Source organism: Paenibacillus sp. JSM ZJ436 (assembly GCF_044383795.1).
Taxonomy (GTDB): domain Bacteria; phylum Bacillota; class Bacilli; order Paenibacillales; family Paenibacillaceae; genus Paenibacillus_AQ; species Paenibacillus_AQ algicola.
This window is the reverse complement of the sequence record NZ_JBISEO010000007.1, coordinates 122,753-140,958: the sequence shown is the minus strand read 5'-3', so window position 1 is coordinate 140,958 and position 18,206 is coordinate 122,753. Positions and strand designations below refer to the sequence as shown.

Genomic DNA, 18,206 nt, shown 5'->3' with positions numbered 1-18,206 from the left:
ATGAACGGAGAAGAGCTTCTAACGTATTGGAATCGATTCCAGAACCGACAAATATCGAGATCAAGGTGTGGACGACCATTTGATGAGGACAATGAAGGCAGCGTAGTATTGCACAATATCCTTCATTGATTACCAAATCGGACGCTTGCTCGCTTACATGGAAGAACAAGATCTGCTGAAGAACACCATGATTGTATTCTCTTCTGACCACGCTGAGCTGCTTGGCGATTACAATAGTGTAGGCAAGCGCAGCTTCCTGGATTCCGCAGCTCGCATACCGCTGATCGTAAGTGGATCCCGATCGCACGAAAGGCAATGAGCCATGTCATGCTCCCGTAGGCTTGGTCGATATATTGCCAACCTTTCTGCAAGCGGCAGGTATTGAGCCGCAAGAGGATTATAGCGGCCGGAGCTTGCTGGATATTGCTGAGGGCAAGCAGCTGAGAGAATTAACGATGGGTCAGTATAACCGGAATGAATTCGGTGTATATCTGGCCGTTACGGAACGATGCAAATATATCTACTCAGCGCCGGACAATAAGGAATGGTTGTTCGACTTGCAGGTTGATCCGTAAGAAACGCATAACTTCTTTAACAATCCTATGTACAAGGATCAAACGCAGCGAATGAAACGCCAACTGCTTGAGCAACTGAGAGCGGATCAATGCACGACGATGATTGACGGGGATGATTGGAAACGTTATGAGCCGCAGCAGCTCCCGCCAGAGCGTGACGCACTCTTGCTGCTCCAGGATCCGCCTGCAAGCATTGCATTCCTTGTATTCCTGGATATGAAAGAAAATTCGAGGTTAATCAAAACGATTTATTTCGGACCAAATTTTAACCGCTGTTATTACCTACGCAGCGTGAAGTGAGGAGAGAATAATGGGCAAAACGGTATTAACAATCGAAGGCGAACAATTTGTTATTAATGGAAAAAAAACGTATTCGGAGATTGATGGAAGTCCGTCCGATGTTCATGGTTTATTAATGAATGCGAGATTTGTTCAGGGTATATTTGATGACAAGCAAGACCCCAATCGCTTCCATCGTTTTGGACGCAGGTTCGATCCGGATCAGAATACGAATGATCTTATTGCAGCATTGCCTGAATGGTATCGGGCAGGACTTCGAGCATTTACAGTTTGTTTTCAGGGCGGTGGTCCATGTTTTACCATACAAAATCCAACGATCGATAACAATCCTTTCTCGGAGGACGGCACAAGCATAGATCCGGCTTACGCGGGTCGAATGGACCGCTTGATCAGAGCTGCGGATGAATTGGGCATGGTCGTTATCGTGAGCTATTTCTACACTGGGCAGACGGGACGTATGAAGGACGGCAAAGTAATATTGAATGCGGTCAGGGCAGCATCTCGCTTCCTAAAAGAAGGAGCTTACACAAATGTCATCATTGAGGTTTGCAATGAGCATAATATTGCGCGTGAGCATCCATTAATCGCGTCGAGTGAGGGAATGGTTGCCTTAATGGAGATCGCCCGTACGGAATCTGGCGGGATACCTGTAGGCTGCAGCGGTTTAGGAAGATATATTAATGAAGAGATTTGCAAGGAAAGTGACGTTATTCTTATTCATGGCAACTGGCTATCTCGGCAGCACTATTATAATCACATTCAGAAAGTGAAGGCATGGGCACCCGGCAAGCCAGTTGTTTGCAACGAGGATTCGCCAGACATCAGCAAGATAGATGTGGCTTTTCGAACCCGAACATCTTGGGGATACTACAATAATATCACGAAGCAGGAAGTGCCCGTAGACTGGGCGATTACGCCCGGTGAGGATCAATTTTTTGCTCAGCGAATGGCAGAAGGATTGGGTATTGACTGGCCTACAATTCCAGAAGATGAGCAGTTGCATCTACAGGGCTTTGAAGCGGATATGTCCTATGAAGGAAAGCGTTGGATCAGGTTAGCAAGCTTGTATCCTGAGAAAATCAATTATGTGGATTTTTATCGAAATGGGGTGCTGTATTTTACAAGCTATGATAATGTCCATGCTGTAAATCATAAGAAAAACTGGGAGATGGGCGCAGTGGAAATGAGTTCGGAAGAGGAGGAATGGAGAGCAGTTGTTCATCTACATGATGGAAAGATTATAGAGAAATTAGCCAAGCTATGAATGAATACGAATACGCTGCATGAAAGGAGTATTGTGTTTCACTCATGCGGTATTGGAACCGCTATTCTGTTTGTAAAAGCGATGTGCATGATTGGAGTATGGGCCGAAAACAAGATATTTCGAAGCGGCCTCAAAAAAGGTTATAGTGAAAGCGTTATCAGCTGAAATTTATGTAAAAAACGAAAGGGGAGTTACAACGTGAAGAAAAAGATGATGATACTAATGGTAGCTTTTTCAATGATGATCAGCATGAGTGTTGCCTGTTCAACCAAGCAATCCGATGAGAACATTTCCGAGAATTCTGCATTCCCTCAAAACTTTAATGCGACCGGATACCCGATTGTGAATGAGAAGGTTACCCTTAAGTTAATGGGATCAAAAGGAGCAAGTCAGGGTCCTTGGGATCAAATGATGTTTTTTAAGGAAATGGAGAGATTGACTAATATTCATTTTGAATTTGACACGCCGGATGGTAAGGTTTTTCCAGAAAAGAAAAACTTAACCTTTGCGAGCGATAACTTACCTGATGTATTTTTTGCGGGATCCCTAACATTCTTCGATCAGATCAATTATGGCAAACAAGGCCTTTTGATTCCTCTTGAAGGACTTATTGACGAGTATGCTCCTAATTTTAAGGCGTTGATGGAAAAAGATCCTGCAATTCGCCGAGCCATTACTGCACCAGATGGTCATATCTATGCTTTACCACAAGTCTCAGATATTATTCGTGACATGATGTTTTTCCGAACCTATTTGAATGCAGAGTGGATGGAAGCGCTGGGTAACCCACAAGTTCCCCAGACGACTGACGAACTGTTGGAGCTGTTAAAGCGCTTCCGTGATGAGGATCCGAACAAGAACGGAAAGAGTGACGAACTCCCATTGTCGTTTACTAACGCAAAGAATGATTCACTGGCCATCGCGAGAACTTATATAATGCCAGCGTTCGGTGTGCTGGAGGATAGAGCTAATTTATCCCGTTTGCAGGTAACCGACGACACAGTGAACGCTGTGTTCTTGTCTGAAGGATACAAGGAATTCCTAAAGTATATGAAGACCCTGTATGATGAGAAGCTTCTCGACCCGGAAATCTTTACTCATACTGATCAACAACTGAAGGCCAAGGGGCAAGAAAATCGGATTGGCATGACGATGCATGCTGCACCGTTCTCCGTATTCAAGGTTGAAAAACCGGAGGATAATGAGAAATATCCATTGGTGATGCCATTGACGAGTGCTATAAATAGCGAGAAGCTGTTTACACCGCGTCCCAATATTACAATCGGTACCTTTGCCATTACAAAAAATAATCCACATCCAGAAGCGACAATGAGATGGGTAGACTACTTGTATACACCAGAAGGATTTATGCTTGGAAACCAAGGAATTGAAGGTGAGGCCTGGAAGTGGAAGGATGATAGCAAAAAGGAATGGGAAAGGATTACGCCAGAGGGAATGAACAAGGAGGAGTTCCGCGCCCAGAATACACCCGATATTGGTTCGACAATCCCGCTTCTGAAAAGCATGGAAATTAATTACAAACAAAACGATCCTGTTAATAACATTCTAAATGATCAAGCAAATAAATTGTCTGAATACGTGCAAGAAGCAATGCCGTTACTTTTTTTGTCGGAAGAGGAAGAAAATAGAGTGAATATTATAAAGAACGATTTGATGAACTACATTGCGCAGATGGAAGCAAAGTTTGTGCTAGGTAAGGCGAGTTTTGACGATTGGGATAATTATGTTTCCCTGCTGAAGAAAATGAGTGCGGATGAGTATGTGGAAATCTATCAAAAGGCATATGATCGGTGGAAAACAACAAAATAACATATAGGATTTGCATCATATCTTCTATTAAATTCAGCACCCACTTCCGTTGCGACCACATCTAGGCACAATGAAAGTGGGTCTCTTTTTTTATTTGACCAAGAGCGCTTTCATTTTTAGAGCATCACTCCCTGGAGGATCGCAAAAGAGTCGACTTTTAACAGATATTTCTTAAAGATGGAGTGAAGTGAGATGAATCCTAAACCATTAAACATCCTGTGGATTTCGTTAGAGGATACGAGTCCAAGGTTCGGCTGTTACGGAGATGCGGTTGCCCGTACGCCTCATATCGATCAGCTTTCAAGGGAAGGCTGCCGCTACCCAAATACGTTTGCTACTGCCGGCGTTTGTGCGCCTAGCCGTTGTTCGGTTATTACCGGGATGTATTCCAACTATATAGGCGGGCAGCATATGCGAACCACTCATACGAATCAGAATACTCCTGAATTGCCTACGCCTTATGAAATTGTTCCGCCATCTTATGTCAAAGTATTCTCGGAATACTTACGGGCACAGGGCTATTACTGTACTAATAATCTTAAAACCGATTATCAGTTTAAGCCGCCTTTAACGGCATGGGATGAATGTGGACCCGATGGACATTGGCGAAATCGCGGAGCTAATCAACCTTTTTTTGCGGTGTTTAATACCACCGTTACGCATGAGAGCAAGATGTGGCCTAGGGAAGGGGAAGAACTGAAGACAAATCCGGATGAAGTAGTGCTTCCTCCGTACTTGCCGGATACTCCACTTATACGTAAAGCTATATGCCGTCATTACGACAATCTATCATTAGCAGACGACTATGTTGGCGCTCTCTTGCAGCAGCTTGAAGAGGACGGCTTATTTGAAAATACAGTTGTCATGCTATGGAGCGATCATGGCGAAGGGCTCCCCAGAGCGAAGCGGTGGACATATGATGCGGGCATTCGAGTACCGCTGATTGTTCGCTGGCCAGGTCAAATTCAACCGGGGACTGTAAATGAACGACTAGTTAGCTTGGTGGATCTGGCTCCAACTGTGTTAGAACTTGCTGAACTTCAAATACCTGCACATCTCCAAGGCAGAAGCTTCCTTCGTGAGGAGGAAAGAAAATTCATTTATGCTACACGAGATCGTTACGATGAATCCTACGATATGGTGAGAGCAGTTCGGGATAAGCAATACAAATATATTCGAAATTATTTCCCTAATCAATCCTACCAGCTTTGGATTCCATATTTGAATCAACATCCTATTCAGAGGGAACTGTGGCAATTGTATGAAGAGGGGAAGTTACAAGGTTTGGCCGCACAATTCTTCGGGAGTGGAAGACCGGTTGAAGAACTGTATGAGTGTGAAGCAGATCCTTATGAACAGTATAATCTGGCCTGTAACCCGGACTATACAAAGGTACTTGATACAATGAGAGAGGCACTGGAGCAATGGAGAATGAAATATGATCGCCTAGGCGAAGTGCCTGAGACGGAAATGATCGCGCAGATGTGGCCGTCAGGCAAACAGCCGCAAACGGCAAAACCAAGATTTGTGATCATTAATAGAGGGATTTGCTCTTCAGAGCTCCTTGAGGCAGGGAAGGTAGCAAGACCAGCATTTGTTCAACTGCATTGCAGTACGCAAGGAGCTTCTATTGCATTTAAGCTCGATGATAATACTGATGCACCCTGGAGCTTATATACAGGAGAAATTCGTATAACCGAAGGCGCTGCAAAGCTTCGTGCAAGAGCGATACGCATTGGTTATCTGGAGAGTGTTGAGACAGTGCTGGAGTTCATCGGATAATTCTTCAACTTGCTAATTTAAGAACGTTTAGATCAGCGTTATCATTAATGCTGGCCGTAGTATTTCTGTGAACAGAAAATATTTTACATCTTTTTGAAGGTATCATCCGGCATGGGGTATTCATGAATTTTCCTTCAAATCATATTAAGGAGAATGCCTTGTGAACAGACAACGAATGCAGAGCGTAACTATACCCTGGTTTCTTTCCTATGTCGTTGTGCTCCTGCTTCCAATGGTCGTTAGTCTTTTCGTGTATCGAGAATATTCGATATCATTAAAAAATGAAACGAGAGTAGCATATTCGTCCTTGCTTATGCAGCTGCAAGAAGCAGTCGACAATGATTTGAAAAGTATGAAGCGTTTGAGCCATCAGCTCACCTGGGATAATGCCATTCAAAGCATATCAAGCGATTTGACTAGCAATATGCCCCAAAAGGGCCTCAGCTATGAATTATTTATGCTTGCCCAGAACTTGACGCAGTACAAGTCCTCTTATTCAGATATTGATCAGTTCTATATTTATCTCACAAGCCCCGCTCAAGCAGTTGTTTTTCCAGGAGTTGTAAATGAACCGTATATGGCTTATCAATTTGTTCATATGAACGAGAAATATTCTTATCAAGCTTGGATGGACAGAATGATAAATAATACGAAACCGGGCTTGATCACCTTGCCGGGATCAGGAGGCAAACCTGCGATTGCTTACTTGCAAAGTTTTAAGGGTGTCCATAACAATGGGCCAACTGGGATTAGTGTTGTCATGATCGACCAGTCCAGAATTCTGTCTGTCATTCACAAGGTTCAGTTATTTAACCAAGGAAAAGTATTCATTATTAATAATAATGATGAAATTTTGGTGGCCAGTGATGATGGTTCTTCTGAGGATTTGCTTAATGCAATGAGACTAGAGCAGCTATCCTCTCATTCAGGCTATACCAGTTTCGAAAGCAACGGAAAAAAGTTTGAGATGATCTACCTTCAATCTTCAGCTACTCAAACCAAATATATTTCCATAGTGCCAAGCCAAGTTTTATGGGAGAAGGCAGAAAAGGTTCGAAACATAACTTATGTGAGCTTAGTGGTAAGCATTTTAGTTGGAGTTATGCTATCTCTGCTGCTCTTGAAAAAAAATTACGGACCGATTCGTCGTTTACTCCAAAAAGTTACGGAACAAGAGGGACCGTCAATATTTCAACGCAAAGGAAATGAGTTCACCTATATAGAACAGACGTTAAATCAAACTTATCTAAAAATGGAAGAGATGCTGAATGATAGAAAGCATCATCATTACGTGCTTCGCTCTTACTTTATATCAAAGCTGCTTAAAGGTAAGTTGGATTCCAAGCTGCAAATTGAGGAGGCTATAACGGCATATGATATTGCTTTTAAAAGTGATGACTTTGCAGTGATGCTATTACGTGTGGAAGAAGCAGAAGACTTCTATCGGAGAGTCGAATGGTTGAAGCCACATGAGAAACAGCAGATGCTTCAATTTATTATATCGAATGTTGTGGAGGAATTGACCAAACAGAGGCACATGGGATTCGTAGTGGAAGTCGACGATTTATTCGCATGCTTAATAAATCTCTCCTCATCTGCAATCGAGCCAATGGATGAACTTATGCAGCTAGCAGAAGAAGCACAAGGCTTCCTACACCGCTCGTACCAGATCAACATGACAATATCCATTAGTTTGATTCACAGCTCTCTAAGCGGAATTCATCAAGCATATCTCAACGCGCTAGATGCAATGGAGTATAAGCTGGTGATGGGGAGGAGAGAGATCATCAGATACGACAAGATTTGTTATGAACCACAGATGGACCAGCATAGAACCTATCATTATCCTCTTGTTGTTGAACAGAAGCTCATGAATGCGGTGAAGACAGGTAATTCAGAGATAGCAGTACGTACACTTAATGAGGTTATAGAACAGAACTTCTCCAATCGAAATCAATCTCTCCCTCTAGTAAAATGTCTAATGGTCGATCTAGTTTGCACATTAGTGAAGACAATCAATGAGAATGATTATGTGGAGGAGCCGCAGCTGGATATGACAAGCATTATTGACACGTTGATAAGAAGCGAGACCGTTCATGATATGAAGGAACAGCTTATTCTATTGGTCAGAAAGGTGTGCGAGTATACCTTCGAGAGACGTGAAAGCCAAATTACTGAAGGTCGACAGCGGGCAGTGCAGGAGCTCGTTCATGAAGTAATTATGTATATTGAAGCCAACGTGAGCAATGTCAACTTAAATGTATCTATGATTGGCGAGAAGGTACAAATGAGTCCTTCCTACGTGTCAAGGCTGTTTAAGCAGCATACGGGAGAAGGGATACTCGAATATTTGAACAACTATCGTGTGAAGCAAGCCAAAGAGTTGATCGAAGATCATCAGATAGGAATTAAAGAAGTGGCGGAAAAGGTGGGTTATTCAGACGCGACTACCTTTATAAGGATTTTTAAGAAGTATGAGGGGGTTACACCTGGTAAGTACAGAGATTCGTTAGAAAGATAATGGTCTCCTCAATCATTCTGGATTTTGCTGATGAAATAGCGAAAAAGTCCTCTTACATTTTAGATTTTGTAAATGATTTTGCTCAAATAGTCGATATACGACTGCGAAATCGCACACTTATAATTAAGCCGAGGAGTTGTAAAACACTTCTACATAAAAAACGGGAGGTTGATGGTTACGGTGAGAAAGACAAAAAAAAGCTTGTTGGCTGTATTGCTTACAGTATTCATGATTCTGGTCAGTTTAACAACAGCGTGCTCCAGCAATACCGAGGAGGCAGAGCAGAACTCAGCAAAGCAAGGCGAGGCTTCTCAAAAATCAAATGAAGCGACAACATATCCGATCCAAACGGACAAGAAACTTACGTATTGGGCAGGCCTTAACTCAAATCTTGCGGGAATTAAATCATCATTAGATGAGGTTCCCTTCTTTCAGGAATGGCAAAAAAGAACGGGAGTTCCACTAACCTTCATTTCACCAACGGCAGGTCAACAAAATGAGGCGCTCAATGTGATGCTGGCTTCTGGCGAATTGCCTGATGTTATCGAACACTCCTGGATTAATTTCCCCGGGGGACCGGAGAAAGCAATCAAAGACGGTTACATTCTGAAGCTGAACGACTTGATAGATCAACATGCACCGAATTATAAAAAATATTTACAGGATCATCCAGAAGTCGATCGCATGGTGAAGACGGATACGGGGAGTTATTTTGGATTTCCGTTTATTCGCGGAGATGAATCTCTGCTCGTATTTCAAGGACCCATCGTTCGTCAAGACTGGCTGGATGAGCTTGGCCTTGAAATGCCAACGACCATTGATGAATGGTATACCGTTTTGAAGGCCTTCAAAGAGAAGAAAGGGGCTTCTGCACCACTATCGTTTTTAAGTGATGGGCGGCTGGCAGCTTTATCAAATGGTGCTTTCATTGGAGCATACGGCATTAATCTAGGCTTTTACTTGGATAATGGACAAATTAAGTACGGTCCCGCTGAGCCGCAATACAAAGAGTTTCTAGATACAATGAGCAAATGGTATGCTGAAGGATTGTTAGACAAGAATATTGCAACAACAGATTCCAAGACATTAGATGCCAATATCATCACCGGCGCAACGGGTGTATCCATCGGTAATGCTGGATCAAATCTAGGGAAATGGACACCGCTCCTTAGTGAGCAGAACCCAAAAGCGGTACTGGCCCCGGCGCCTTACCCTGTGCTGAACAAAGGAGATGTACCTAGATTTGGTCAATATGATAATCCGTTTGCTGTTAATGGCACTGCTGCAATTACCTCAACATCCAAAGATCCGGAGCTAGCTGTAAAGATGCTTGATTACGCTTACAGTGAAGAAGGGCATATGCTCTTTAACTTTGGAATTGAAGGCGTCAGCTATACCATGGAAAACGGGTATCCTACCTATACAGATTTAATGATGAAAAACCCGGATAAGCTAGCTCCTGCCCAAGCATTATCGCTGTATATTCGCGGTAATTATTTCGGTCCTTTCGTCCAAGACAAACGTTATAGTGAACAATACAATGTGCTGCCGTCACAAAAAGATGCCATTCAGGTGTGGAAGACGGAAGCAAAGTCAACAAAGTTGCCTCCAATTACGGCAACGCCGGAGGAAAGTACAGAACTAGCAAAAATCATGACAGATGTTGATACTCTTGTGAACGAAATGACACTCAAAATTATATTGGGAAGTGAGCCATTATCCAGCTATGAATCATACATGGAGAGACTGAGCACGCTAAACTTTGACAGAGCTATTGAAATCCAAGAGGCGGCCTTGGAACGTTTTAATAAACGTTAATGTATAACACAGTGGCATAGAGTTCCTTGGTAGTCTATGCCACTACTATTTTGCAGATGAGGGGCGATCGTATGAGGCCAATAGCAACCCCGCGGAGTTCTCAGAAACCTGTTAAGAGCAACAAATACGTCTTAAATCGTCTCTTGAAAGATTTAGCACTTAACAAATACTTATATATCATGATGATCCCTGTAATAGCGTATTATGTAATTTTTCAATATGGTCCTATGTACGGAGCGATTATAGCTTTCAAGGACTACTCTCCCATGAAAGGGGTTATGGACAGTGAATGGGTCGGACTGGCACATTTTCAATCTTTTTTTGAAAGCTACTATTTCTGGCGAATCCTGAAAAACACTCTAATACTGAGCTTGTATTCCCTCTGTTTTGAATTTCCGGCTCCAATCATACTCGCTTTATTGATCAATGAAGTCAGAAATAAAAGATTTAAATCCATCGTACAATCCGTTACCTATATGCCCCATTTTATTTCCCTAATCGTTATATGTGGGATAATTAAAGATTTCACAAATAGTGGGGGGTTGATCAATACCTTCATTACTTATCTGGGCGGAGACGGGCAGGCAATGCTTCAAAAGCCAGAGCTCTTTCGAAGCATCTATATCATATCTGACATTTGGCAAGGCATGGGATGGACGTCCATAATCTATTTAGCAGCGCTCATGAATGTAGACCAAGAGCAATTTGAAGCGGCGCGAATTGATGGAGCAGGCAGGTTAAGGCAAATATGGAACATATCTATTCCAGGGATATTGCCCACGATTATCATTATGCTAATTCTTCGTATTGGCAATTTGCTGAGTGTAGGATTTGAGAAAATTATTCTGTTATATAATCCTGCCATTTATGATACAGCCGATGTAATCTCCACATTTGTATATCGTAAAGGATTGCTGGAATTTGGTTGGAGCTACAGCGCAGCTGTCGGATTGTTTAATTCCGTTGTCAATCTGATCTTGTTGGTTCTAGCCAATCGTCTTAGTAAAAAGTTTAGTGAAAATAGCCTATGGTAATGGAGGGGCAGCATGAAAACAAAAAAATCTGGACTGGAACGGACGTTTGATATTTGCTTATATGCGGTCTTGTCGATTTTGGTTTTAATCACTTTGTACCCTCTTATCTTCGTGGCATTTGCATCGATCAGTGATGCAGCATATGTTGTTGCTCATAAAGGCGTTTTATGGAGACCAGTCGGTATAAATTTTGAAGCTTACAAAAGCGTCTTTGGTAATAAGGCGATCTGGAGCGGATACAAAAACACATTATTCATTATTGTGTTTGGCGTGATCTTAAATTTGTTCATGACATCGCTGGGAGCATATGTGTTGTCACGTAAAAACGTGATGTTGAATAAACCAATTATGATATTCATCATCATTACTATGTTTTTTAATGGTGGACTTATCCCTTTCTATTTAATTGTAAAAGGGGTAGGGCTGCTTGATACGCTATGGGCTCCGATTGTTCCATTCGCAATTAATACATTTAATCTGATTATCTTAAGAACCTCATTTCAATCTATACCTGAAAGCTTGGAGGAAGCTGCTAAGATAGATGGAGCTAATCACTTTGTCATTTTGTTCCGTATTATTCTTCCCCTGTCCATGCCGATTATGGCGGTGATGACGCTCTATTACGCTGTAGACAAATGGAATGGATGGTTTTATTCGTCTATCTTTATCAGTGATAGAGATCTATTCCCGTTACAACTCGTGATTAGAGAGATTTTGATTTCAAACTCGACTGAAGGGATGTCATCTGGCGGCTCAGGCAATGATTTATACCAAATTGGGGAAACGATCAAGTATGCAACAATTATGGTTTCCACGCTGCCTATATTAATGGTTTATCCATATTTGCAACGTTATTTTGTTAAGGGAGTTATGGTTGGATCTATAAAAGGGTAGTCTCGCTGCCAAGAGGAGGATGTTCAAATGAATCAAACAGTTTGGTTCGATCAAGCTTGGGCCCAGACAGTGGAAAAGGTGAACAGGACAAGTAAGCGAATAGGGGTATCCTATCCGCATCTCTCTATTGACGGAACTTATGATAACAATAAGAGCTTCTGGACCAAAGGCTTCTGGCCCGGTATGTTATGGCAGATTTATAAAGAGACGAAGGATGAGCGACTGAAAGCAATTGCAATTGCAATAGAAGATCAGCTTGACGAAGTATTAAACGGATTCTACGTCCTGCACCATGATGTAGGTTTTGTATGGAGTTTAACTTCAGTGGCGCAGTATAAACTGTTGAATCATGAACCCTCCAAGCGAAGAGCACTTACCGCTGCAAGTCATCTCGCGGGGCGTTTTAATCTGAAAGGTGGCTTCATTCGAGCATGGAATGACCAGCAAGGTGGTGGTATTGACAACCGGGGATGGGTCATTATTGATTGTATGATGAATCTTCCAATCCTCTATTGGGCATCGGAAGAAACAGGTGATCCGAGGTTCAAGCATATTGCGATCGCTCATGCAGACACCGTGCTGAGGGAGCATATTCGTGAGGACGGCTCCGTTCACCACATCGTATGCTTTGATCCAGTCACCGGGGAGAGAGTAGGAGCGATGGGGGGGCAGGGCTATTCAACTGATTCAGCGTGGTCGAGAGGAGCGTCATGGGCGATTCACGGATTCGCTTTGTCTTACCGGTACACAGGTGAGCAAAGATATCTGCAGGCTGCGAAGAAAGCTGCGCATTATTTTATCGCCTGTTTGCCTGAGGACCATATTCCTTACTGGGATTTACGCGCGCCGCTTGAAGAGAATATGCCGAGAGATACTACAGCTGCAGCTTGTGCGGCCAGCGGATTGATTGAAATTAGCAGATCTGTGCCCGAGCAGGAGAAGACTTTCTATCTCGAATGGGCGAAGCGAATTGTGAAGTCGCTCTATGAGAATTATGGAGCCTGGGATATGGAAGAGGAGGCGTTGCTAGTTAAGGGCACATCCCATTACCCTGCTGGAATTGGTATCAATACGCCGATTATTTACGGAGACTACTTCTTTGTGGAGGCATTATCAAAGCTTAAGGGGAACACTGAGCTGTTCTGGTAAAAATAAGCATCACTAAGCACACGAGTCTTTTAAGCATGTAAGCTTAGCTATGTTATTAAAGTTTCTTTGTTCCATGGGTACTAATGCTGTCAAAGTTGAAATCCTGAGTGTAAACGAGAAAACAGGTGAAAACATAACTTTATTGTAGGAGGGAATCTAATGTATACGATGAGGAGCCTAAGAAGAAAGGGGTTAAATTTAATGGTAGGATTTATGATTATCGCTAGTTTGTCACTGGTAGCGTGTTCGGGCTTAGTGGAAGCTGCAGTATATACAGGAGAAAAGCCGAACCGCACAGTACAATTTACTGTAAGTGAACTCTTAGAGCAAAATACAGTATTATATGCACCGCTTGATAAGGTGCTCGAAGGTTTTGGATATACCTCAAGTCTAGATGAAAAATCCAAAAAAGTTAGTATCACTGCTGGTCGGAAAAGTATAGAGATGAAGCTCGGAGAGCCATTTGGATATTTAAACAGTCTGGAAATCTCTCTCCAGAAGCCAGCCCTAACAGTTGATGGTGTTGTATATGTACCTCTTACATTTTTCTCTGACATTTTGAATCTTGAGGTAAATGTAAAAGATCCAATAATTAATATTTCTGAGCAAAAAGAAAAAAATATAAGCAGGACAGGTAAGCTCATTTACTATAACGAAGCTTTGATGGATAAATCAAGAGAAAATTTACTCAGAGGTGTAAAGTCTTACGTTGCCGCATTTGACAAAATTCAAACCGATGCTGAAAAATTTATGAATGCACCCCTTAACCCAGTAACTAAGAAAACTCTATTACCGCCAAGCAAGGATAAGCATGATTATATCAGTACCGCGCCATACTTCTGGCCAGATCCAGCGAAGCCTGATGGACTCCCATGGATACCCAAAGATGGTCAGGTGAATCCTGCTTCAAGAGGAGATGATACAGACTTTACTCGTACAAGCGAAATGTTTCATGGCATTGGAAATTTAACTCTTAGCTATTATTTTACAGAGGATCCTAAGTACCTTGATAAAGCTTATGAGGTCATTAAGGTATGGTTTATAAATGAAGAAACAAAAATGAATCCACACATAAAGTATGGTCAGAGTGTCCCCGGAGGTGTAGATGGAAGACCTCTGGGTGTAATTGAATGGACCTCTATTGTTGATATTGTTACTGCAATGCAGATGCTTGAAAAGCAGGACATGATATCTAAGGATGATGTTGATGCAGTGATAGACTGGTTTACAGCGTATGCATCCTGGCTCACAAGAAGCGATATGGGAATTCAAGAAAAGCAACAGCATAATAATCATGGCTCTGTTTATGATTATCAGTTAGCGGGAATTTTATTGTATTTAAACAACTATAAGGATGCGGTTCAACTATTCGAAGAGGCTAAGGTCGAAAGAATTGAGGATTATATTGAGCCAGACGGAAGCCTGCCATATGAACTTAGGAGAACCAAGTCAGTTAATTACCAAAACACTTGCTTGTGGCCATTGATACAAGTTGCTGAGATCGCAGAACGTTTTACAGAGGTAGATCTTTGGAATTATACATCAGACAAAGGAGTGTCTTTAGGCAAAGCTTTCGAAAATCTTGCTCCATATGCAAAGAGTGAAAAAGAGTGGAAATGGGAGCAAATTCAGGATTCAGCAGAAATTAAAATGGCCACAATGATAAGACCTCTTTTCCTTAAAACAAGTAACATATTTCATTATCCTATTGATGGCATACTAGATCAGTCTATTATGGTATCAGCTGAGGATATTTTAAAATACAACATTCAGGGAAATGATAAAGGGATCCTCTCCGCTACGTTTATTCTTCAACCTACAGCAGAGGAGTCGACCATAAGAATAAACTGGATGGTTCAGAAAACAGGAGTTACAAAATATGTACTCTACCGAAAAGATTCTGAAGATGAAATGTATTCAGAATTGATAAAAATTAATTCTTCAAATTTAAAACAATATGTAGACAAAAAGGATCTTGAATATGGAAAAACATATTATTATAAGATTCAGGCATTAGATGAACACGATGTTATTATTGATGAGCTTGAGTCAAATGAAATCAAGTTCTCAAGTAAATGGATTGATTTGAAAGGAAAATTGGTTAATGCACTTGCTGGTGAGAAAATTACAATAAATCTTTATAAATGCGAAAAAATACCTTACTTCATTTTTAATACCATTAAAGGAAAGGATATTGAATTTTTGATCAAGACAGATAGTGAGATTGCAGGAGCTGGTGTTTCATGGGTTATAAATGGCACTTCAATAGAAAAATCTATTACAGCAGACATACTTTTTGATGTAACCAATAAGTTTTCTCTTGTTCCTAATGAAAACATGACAAAGCTCCCAAAAGGTGCAAAAACATATATGAAGCTTGGTAGAGTTCATACTTCACCATTCGGTTTTCAAGCGAAACTCCATGTAAATGTTGGTGCGAAATATGCGAATGATGTGGCTAAATTATATGCTTTTGGAGCCCAGGGAGTAGTTGAAGTGCATTCTGGTGTCGAGATTAGCCAAGATGGCAGCGTCGTATTTGATAATATAAGTACACCAGATTATGTTATTGCAATTTATGGTGCGGATACTACCGCGCCGGTTACGACGGATAATGTACCAGCGGGCTGGTCTAACACTGATGTGACGGTAAAGCTGATCGCAACAGATGAGGAGACCGGTATTGCAACAACGTATTATTCTATTAATGGAAGCGAACCGTCAACAGGCTCGACGATATCATTTGAAAGCGAAGGAGTTCATATCTTGCAATATTGGAGCGTCGATCACGCAGGTAATCAGGAAGATGTGAAAACTACGCTTATTCGAATCGATAAAACAGCCCCGACGTTAGAGATTGTTTTATCCAAAAAGGTGCTGTGGCCGCCGAACCATCGTATGCTTCCAGTAAAAGCTACCATTAGTGCACAGGACTCGCTTTCAGACGTGAACGTCGTCCTCCAATCCATTACCAGTAATGAGCCAGACGATGGTTTGGGCGACGGGGATAGGCAGAACGATATTCAAGAAGCAGAATGGAATACGTATGATCTTGAGTTCATGCTCCGTGCGGAACGGTCGGGCACAGGAACAGGCAGAACCTACACGGTTACTTATCTTGCCACCGATGAGGCTGGTAACCAAGCCACTGCTTCGGTAGAGGTGAGAGTTCCTCATTCGGTATCTATTGAGAAGAAATAAGTAATTCATTAGGATTAAAGCCATGGAATATATAGCGAGAATCATAGTGGAGATATATTAATACAGGGGGGTGTCTCGAAGTCCAATGTGACTAAAGGGCACCCCATTCTTTAATGTTCAACAGATGAGGAAGTTCTAGAATGTCCATGACAGTTTATCATAGCAAGTGGTCATCCGACCACACCAACCCTACCTTAATAAATGAACGATGGAGGAATGAACATTGACAAAACATGACAGTCGTCCCAATTTGTTGTTTGTATTTTCTGATCAACACCGATGGTGTGATATAGGCTGTTACGGAAACGATCAAGTGATAACACCTAATTTAGATGCGTTCTCAAAAAAGGCAACACAAGTGGAAAACTGTATTGCTAATTGTCCTGTTTGTGTACCTTCAAGAGGTATAATGCTGACAGGAATGTATCCACTTCAGCACGGTGCTGCTGGAAATGACTTGCCAATGTATGACAATGTGGAAACGATGGGGAATGTCTTGTTGAACCATGGATATACGACAGGATATATTGGGAAGTGGCATTTAGCAGGCATTCCACGAGATCAGTTCATTCCAGCAGGCACACGACGGTTTGGATTTCAAGAATGGAAGGTTGCAAACTGTACGCATAATTATTTGAATGCTTATTACGATGACGAGGAAAATAAGCGCCATCCGATTCAAGGATACGATGCGATCGAACAGACAAACCTCGCTCTTGATTTTATTGAGCGACATCATGACAAGTCGTGGGGGTTGGTTCTGTCTTGGGGACCCCCACATGATCCATATCACGCAGTTCCAAAATCATTTTTGGATAAATATGAACAAACTGAAATTAGAATGCGACCGAATGTAACCGATCAATCCGTCCAAATTAAAGATAAATTGTACTTGAGTAAAAAACAAATAAAGGAAAATATTAAGGGGTATTATGCTCATATTTCCGCACTTGACGAGCAGTTTGGTCGTCTGATTCGTAAACTGGAGCATACTGGCCAACTTAGCAATACCATTATTGTGTATACGAGTGATCACGGCGATATGTTGGGCAGCCAAGGGATGACAAATAAACAACTACCATATGAAGAATCGATCAAAGTACCGCTGCTTGTTTACTGGCAAGGGAAAACTATTCCAATGAAACGTGAAGAATTGATAGGATTAGTTGATCTTCCTGTTAGTATACTGGGAATGATGGGTTTAGAATTTAAGGACAGTACTGTTGTAGGTCAAGACTTACATGGATTGTTTATAGACCCTAATGCAAAAGGACGGGATTATTGTTATATATTTGAGCTTACGGCATGTCACCAAGCGACAAACCGCGGAACGCTTGAATGGAGAGGGATACGAACTGATCGATACACCTTTGCAAAACATGTTTATGATCCTGCAGGCTGGTTGCTGTTCGATAACGTCGCGGACCCTTACCAGTTAAACAACGTTGTGAACGAACCGGCACTGATAGAGATTCGAGATGAATTGGAGGCTAAGCTTAAACAGGAAGTTACCATTCATGATTATATGCTACCGTGGAAAGAAATAGTCGGTAGAGTGGGCTTGAAAGAAAGATGGGAAGAAAGTGAATTGTATTTTCAAGCGATACAGATGAATAAAAGTCTAATGCCCCCCATTGTCAAAACACAATAATTCTGAAAAAATTAAATTATGTCCTCCTTCGACTGGAAGCCGACGCATCATTGTGCTATGGCCATTGGCCACCAGGCGAGTCTGTTTGAATTGCGATTCATTTGCTCAACGCTTCTTTGTGGAAAGTCCTTCAATGGCAGGAATAAAAAATTAATGAGTATACATGGTCTGGTACATGTATATAACG

13 protein-coding genes are annotated in these 18,206 nt (G+C 41.8%); all 13 read left to right on the top strand.

What is annotated here, in order from left to right:
* Window positions 1-115: 115 nt before the first annotated feature.
* The 13 genes from ACH6EH_RS11465 (at window position 116) to ACH6EH_RS11405 (ending at window position 18,019) form a co-directional block, all read left to right on the top strand.
* Window positions 116-319, top strand: coding sequence for a sulfatase-like hydrolase/transferase (locus ACH6EH_RS11465; protein WP_397332455.1), 204 nt, complete (start codon window positions 116-118; stop codon window positions 317-319).
* 22 nt (window positions 320-341) lie between these two features.
* Window positions 342-575, top strand: a complete 234-nt coding sequence (locus tag ACH6EH_RS11460; RefSeq protein WP_397332410.1) for a hypothetical protein — start codon at window positions 342-344, stop codon at window positions 573-575.
* A 51-nt stretch (window positions 576-626) separates the two neighbouring features.
* Window positions 627-875, top strand: a complete 249-nt coding sequence (locus ACH6EH_RS11455; protein WP_397332409.1) for a hypothetical protein — start codon at window positions 627-629, stop codon at window positions 873-875.
* A gap of 10 nt (window positions 876-885) precedes the next feature.
* Window positions 886-2,139, top strand: coding sequence for a glycoside hydrolase family 5 protein (locus tag ACH6EH_RS11450; protein ID WP_138224614.1), 1,254 nt, complete (start codon window positions 886-888; stop codon window positions 2,137-2,139).
* Between the two features lie 198 nt (window positions 2,140-2,337).
* Window positions 2,338-3,969: an extracellular solute-binding protein gene (locus ACH6EH_RS11445; RefSeq protein WP_138224615.1), complete on the top strand. Its 1,632-nt coding sequence runs from the start codon at window positions 2,338-2,340 to the stop codon at window positions 3,967-3,969.
* A gap of 192 nt (window positions 3,970-4,161) precedes the next feature.
* Window positions 4,162-5,751 carry a sulfatase family protein gene (locus ACH6EH_RS11440; protein WP_397332408.1) on the top strand — a complete coding sequence of 530 codons (1,590 nt, stop codon included), beginning with the start codon at window positions 4,162-4,164 and terminating at the stop codon, window positions 5,749-5,751.
* A 313-nt stretch (window positions 5,752-6,064) separates the two neighbouring features.
* Window positions 6,065-8,272 carry an AraC family transcriptional regulator gene (locus ACH6EH_RS11435; RefSeq protein ID WP_397332407.1) on the top strand — a complete coding sequence of 736 codons (2,208 nt, stop codon included), beginning with the start codon at window positions 6,065-6,067 and terminating at the stop codon, window positions 8,270-8,272.
* A 180-nt stretch (window positions 8,273-8,452) separates the two neighbouring features.
* Window positions 8,453-10,090, top strand: coding sequence for an extracellular solute-binding protein (locus ACH6EH_RS11430; protein WP_397332406.1), 1,638 nt, complete (start codon window positions 8,453-8,455; stop codon window positions 10,088-10,090).
* Window positions 10,091-10,269: 179 nt separating this feature from the next.
* Window positions 10,270-11,124 carry an ABC transporter permease gene (locus ACH6EH_RS11425; protein ID WP_233281206.1) on the top strand — a complete coding sequence of 285 codons (855 nt, stop codon included), beginning with the start codon at window positions 10,270-10,272 and terminating at the stop codon, window positions 11,122-11,124.
* 12 nt (window positions 11,125-11,136) lie between these two features.
* A complete protein-coding gene (locus ACH6EH_RS11420) occupies window positions 11,137-12,018 on the top strand; it encodes a carbohydrate ABC transporter permease (RefSeq protein WP_138224620.1) in 882 nt (293 codons plus the stop codon).
* 27 nt (window positions 12,019-12,045) lie between these two features.
* Complete coding sequence (locus ACH6EH_RS11415) at window positions 12,046-13,167, top strand: glycoside hydrolase family 88 protein (RefSeq protein WP_138224621.1); 1,122 nt, start codon at window positions 12,046-12,048, stop codon at window positions 13,165-13,167.
* Window positions 13,168-13,326: 159 nt separating this feature from the next.
* Complete coding sequence (locus ACH6EH_RS11410) at window positions 13,327-16,368, top strand: alginate lyase family protein (protein ID WP_138224622.1); 3,042 nt, start codon at window positions 13,327-13,329, stop codon at window positions 16,366-16,368.
* A gap of 223 nt (window positions 16,369-16,591) precedes the next feature.
* Complete coding sequence (locus tag ACH6EH_RS11405; protein ID WP_397332405.1) at window positions 16,592-18,019, top strand: sulfatase family protein; 1,428 nt, start codon at window positions 16,592-16,594, stop codon at window positions 18,017-18,019.
* The last annotated feature ends 187 nt before the right edge of the window (window positions 18,020-18,206 follow it).

Excerpts from the sequence above, each read along its gene's own strand:
- ACH6EH_RS11455 (WP_397332409.1), top strand. The coding sequence starts at position 627 with ATGAAACGCCAACTGCTTGAGCAACTGAGAGCGGATCAATGCACGACG.
- ACH6EH_RS11450 (WP_138224614.1), top strand. The coding sequence starts at position 886 with ATGGGCAAAACGGTATTAACAATCGAAGGCGAACAATTTGTTATTAAT.
- ACH6EH_RS11440 (WP_397332408.1), top strand. The coding sequence starts at position 4,162 with ATGAATCCTAAACCATTAAACATCCTGTGGATTTCGTTAGAGGATACG.
- ACH6EH_RS11435 (WP_397332407.1), top strand. The coding sequence starts at position 6,065 with ATGCAGCTGCAAGAAGCAGTCGACAATGATTTGAAAAGTATGAAGCGT.
- ACH6EH_RS11425 (WP_233281206.1), top strand. The coding sequence starts at position 10,270 with ATGATGATCCCTGTAATAGCGTATTATGTAATTTTTCAATATGGTCCT.
- ACH6EH_RS11420 (WP_138224620.1), top strand. The coding sequence starts at position 11,137 with ATGAAAACAAAAAAATCTGGACTGGAACGGACGTTTGATATTTGCTTA.
- ACH6EH_RS11415 (WP_138224621.1), top strand. The coding sequence starts at position 12,046 with ATGAATCAAACAGTTTGGTTCGATCAAGCTTGGGCCCAGACAGTGGAA.
- ACH6EH_RS11410 (WP_138224622.1), top strand. The coding sequence starts at position 13,327 with ATGTATACGATGAGGAGCCTAAGAAGAAAGGGGTTAAATTTAATGGTA.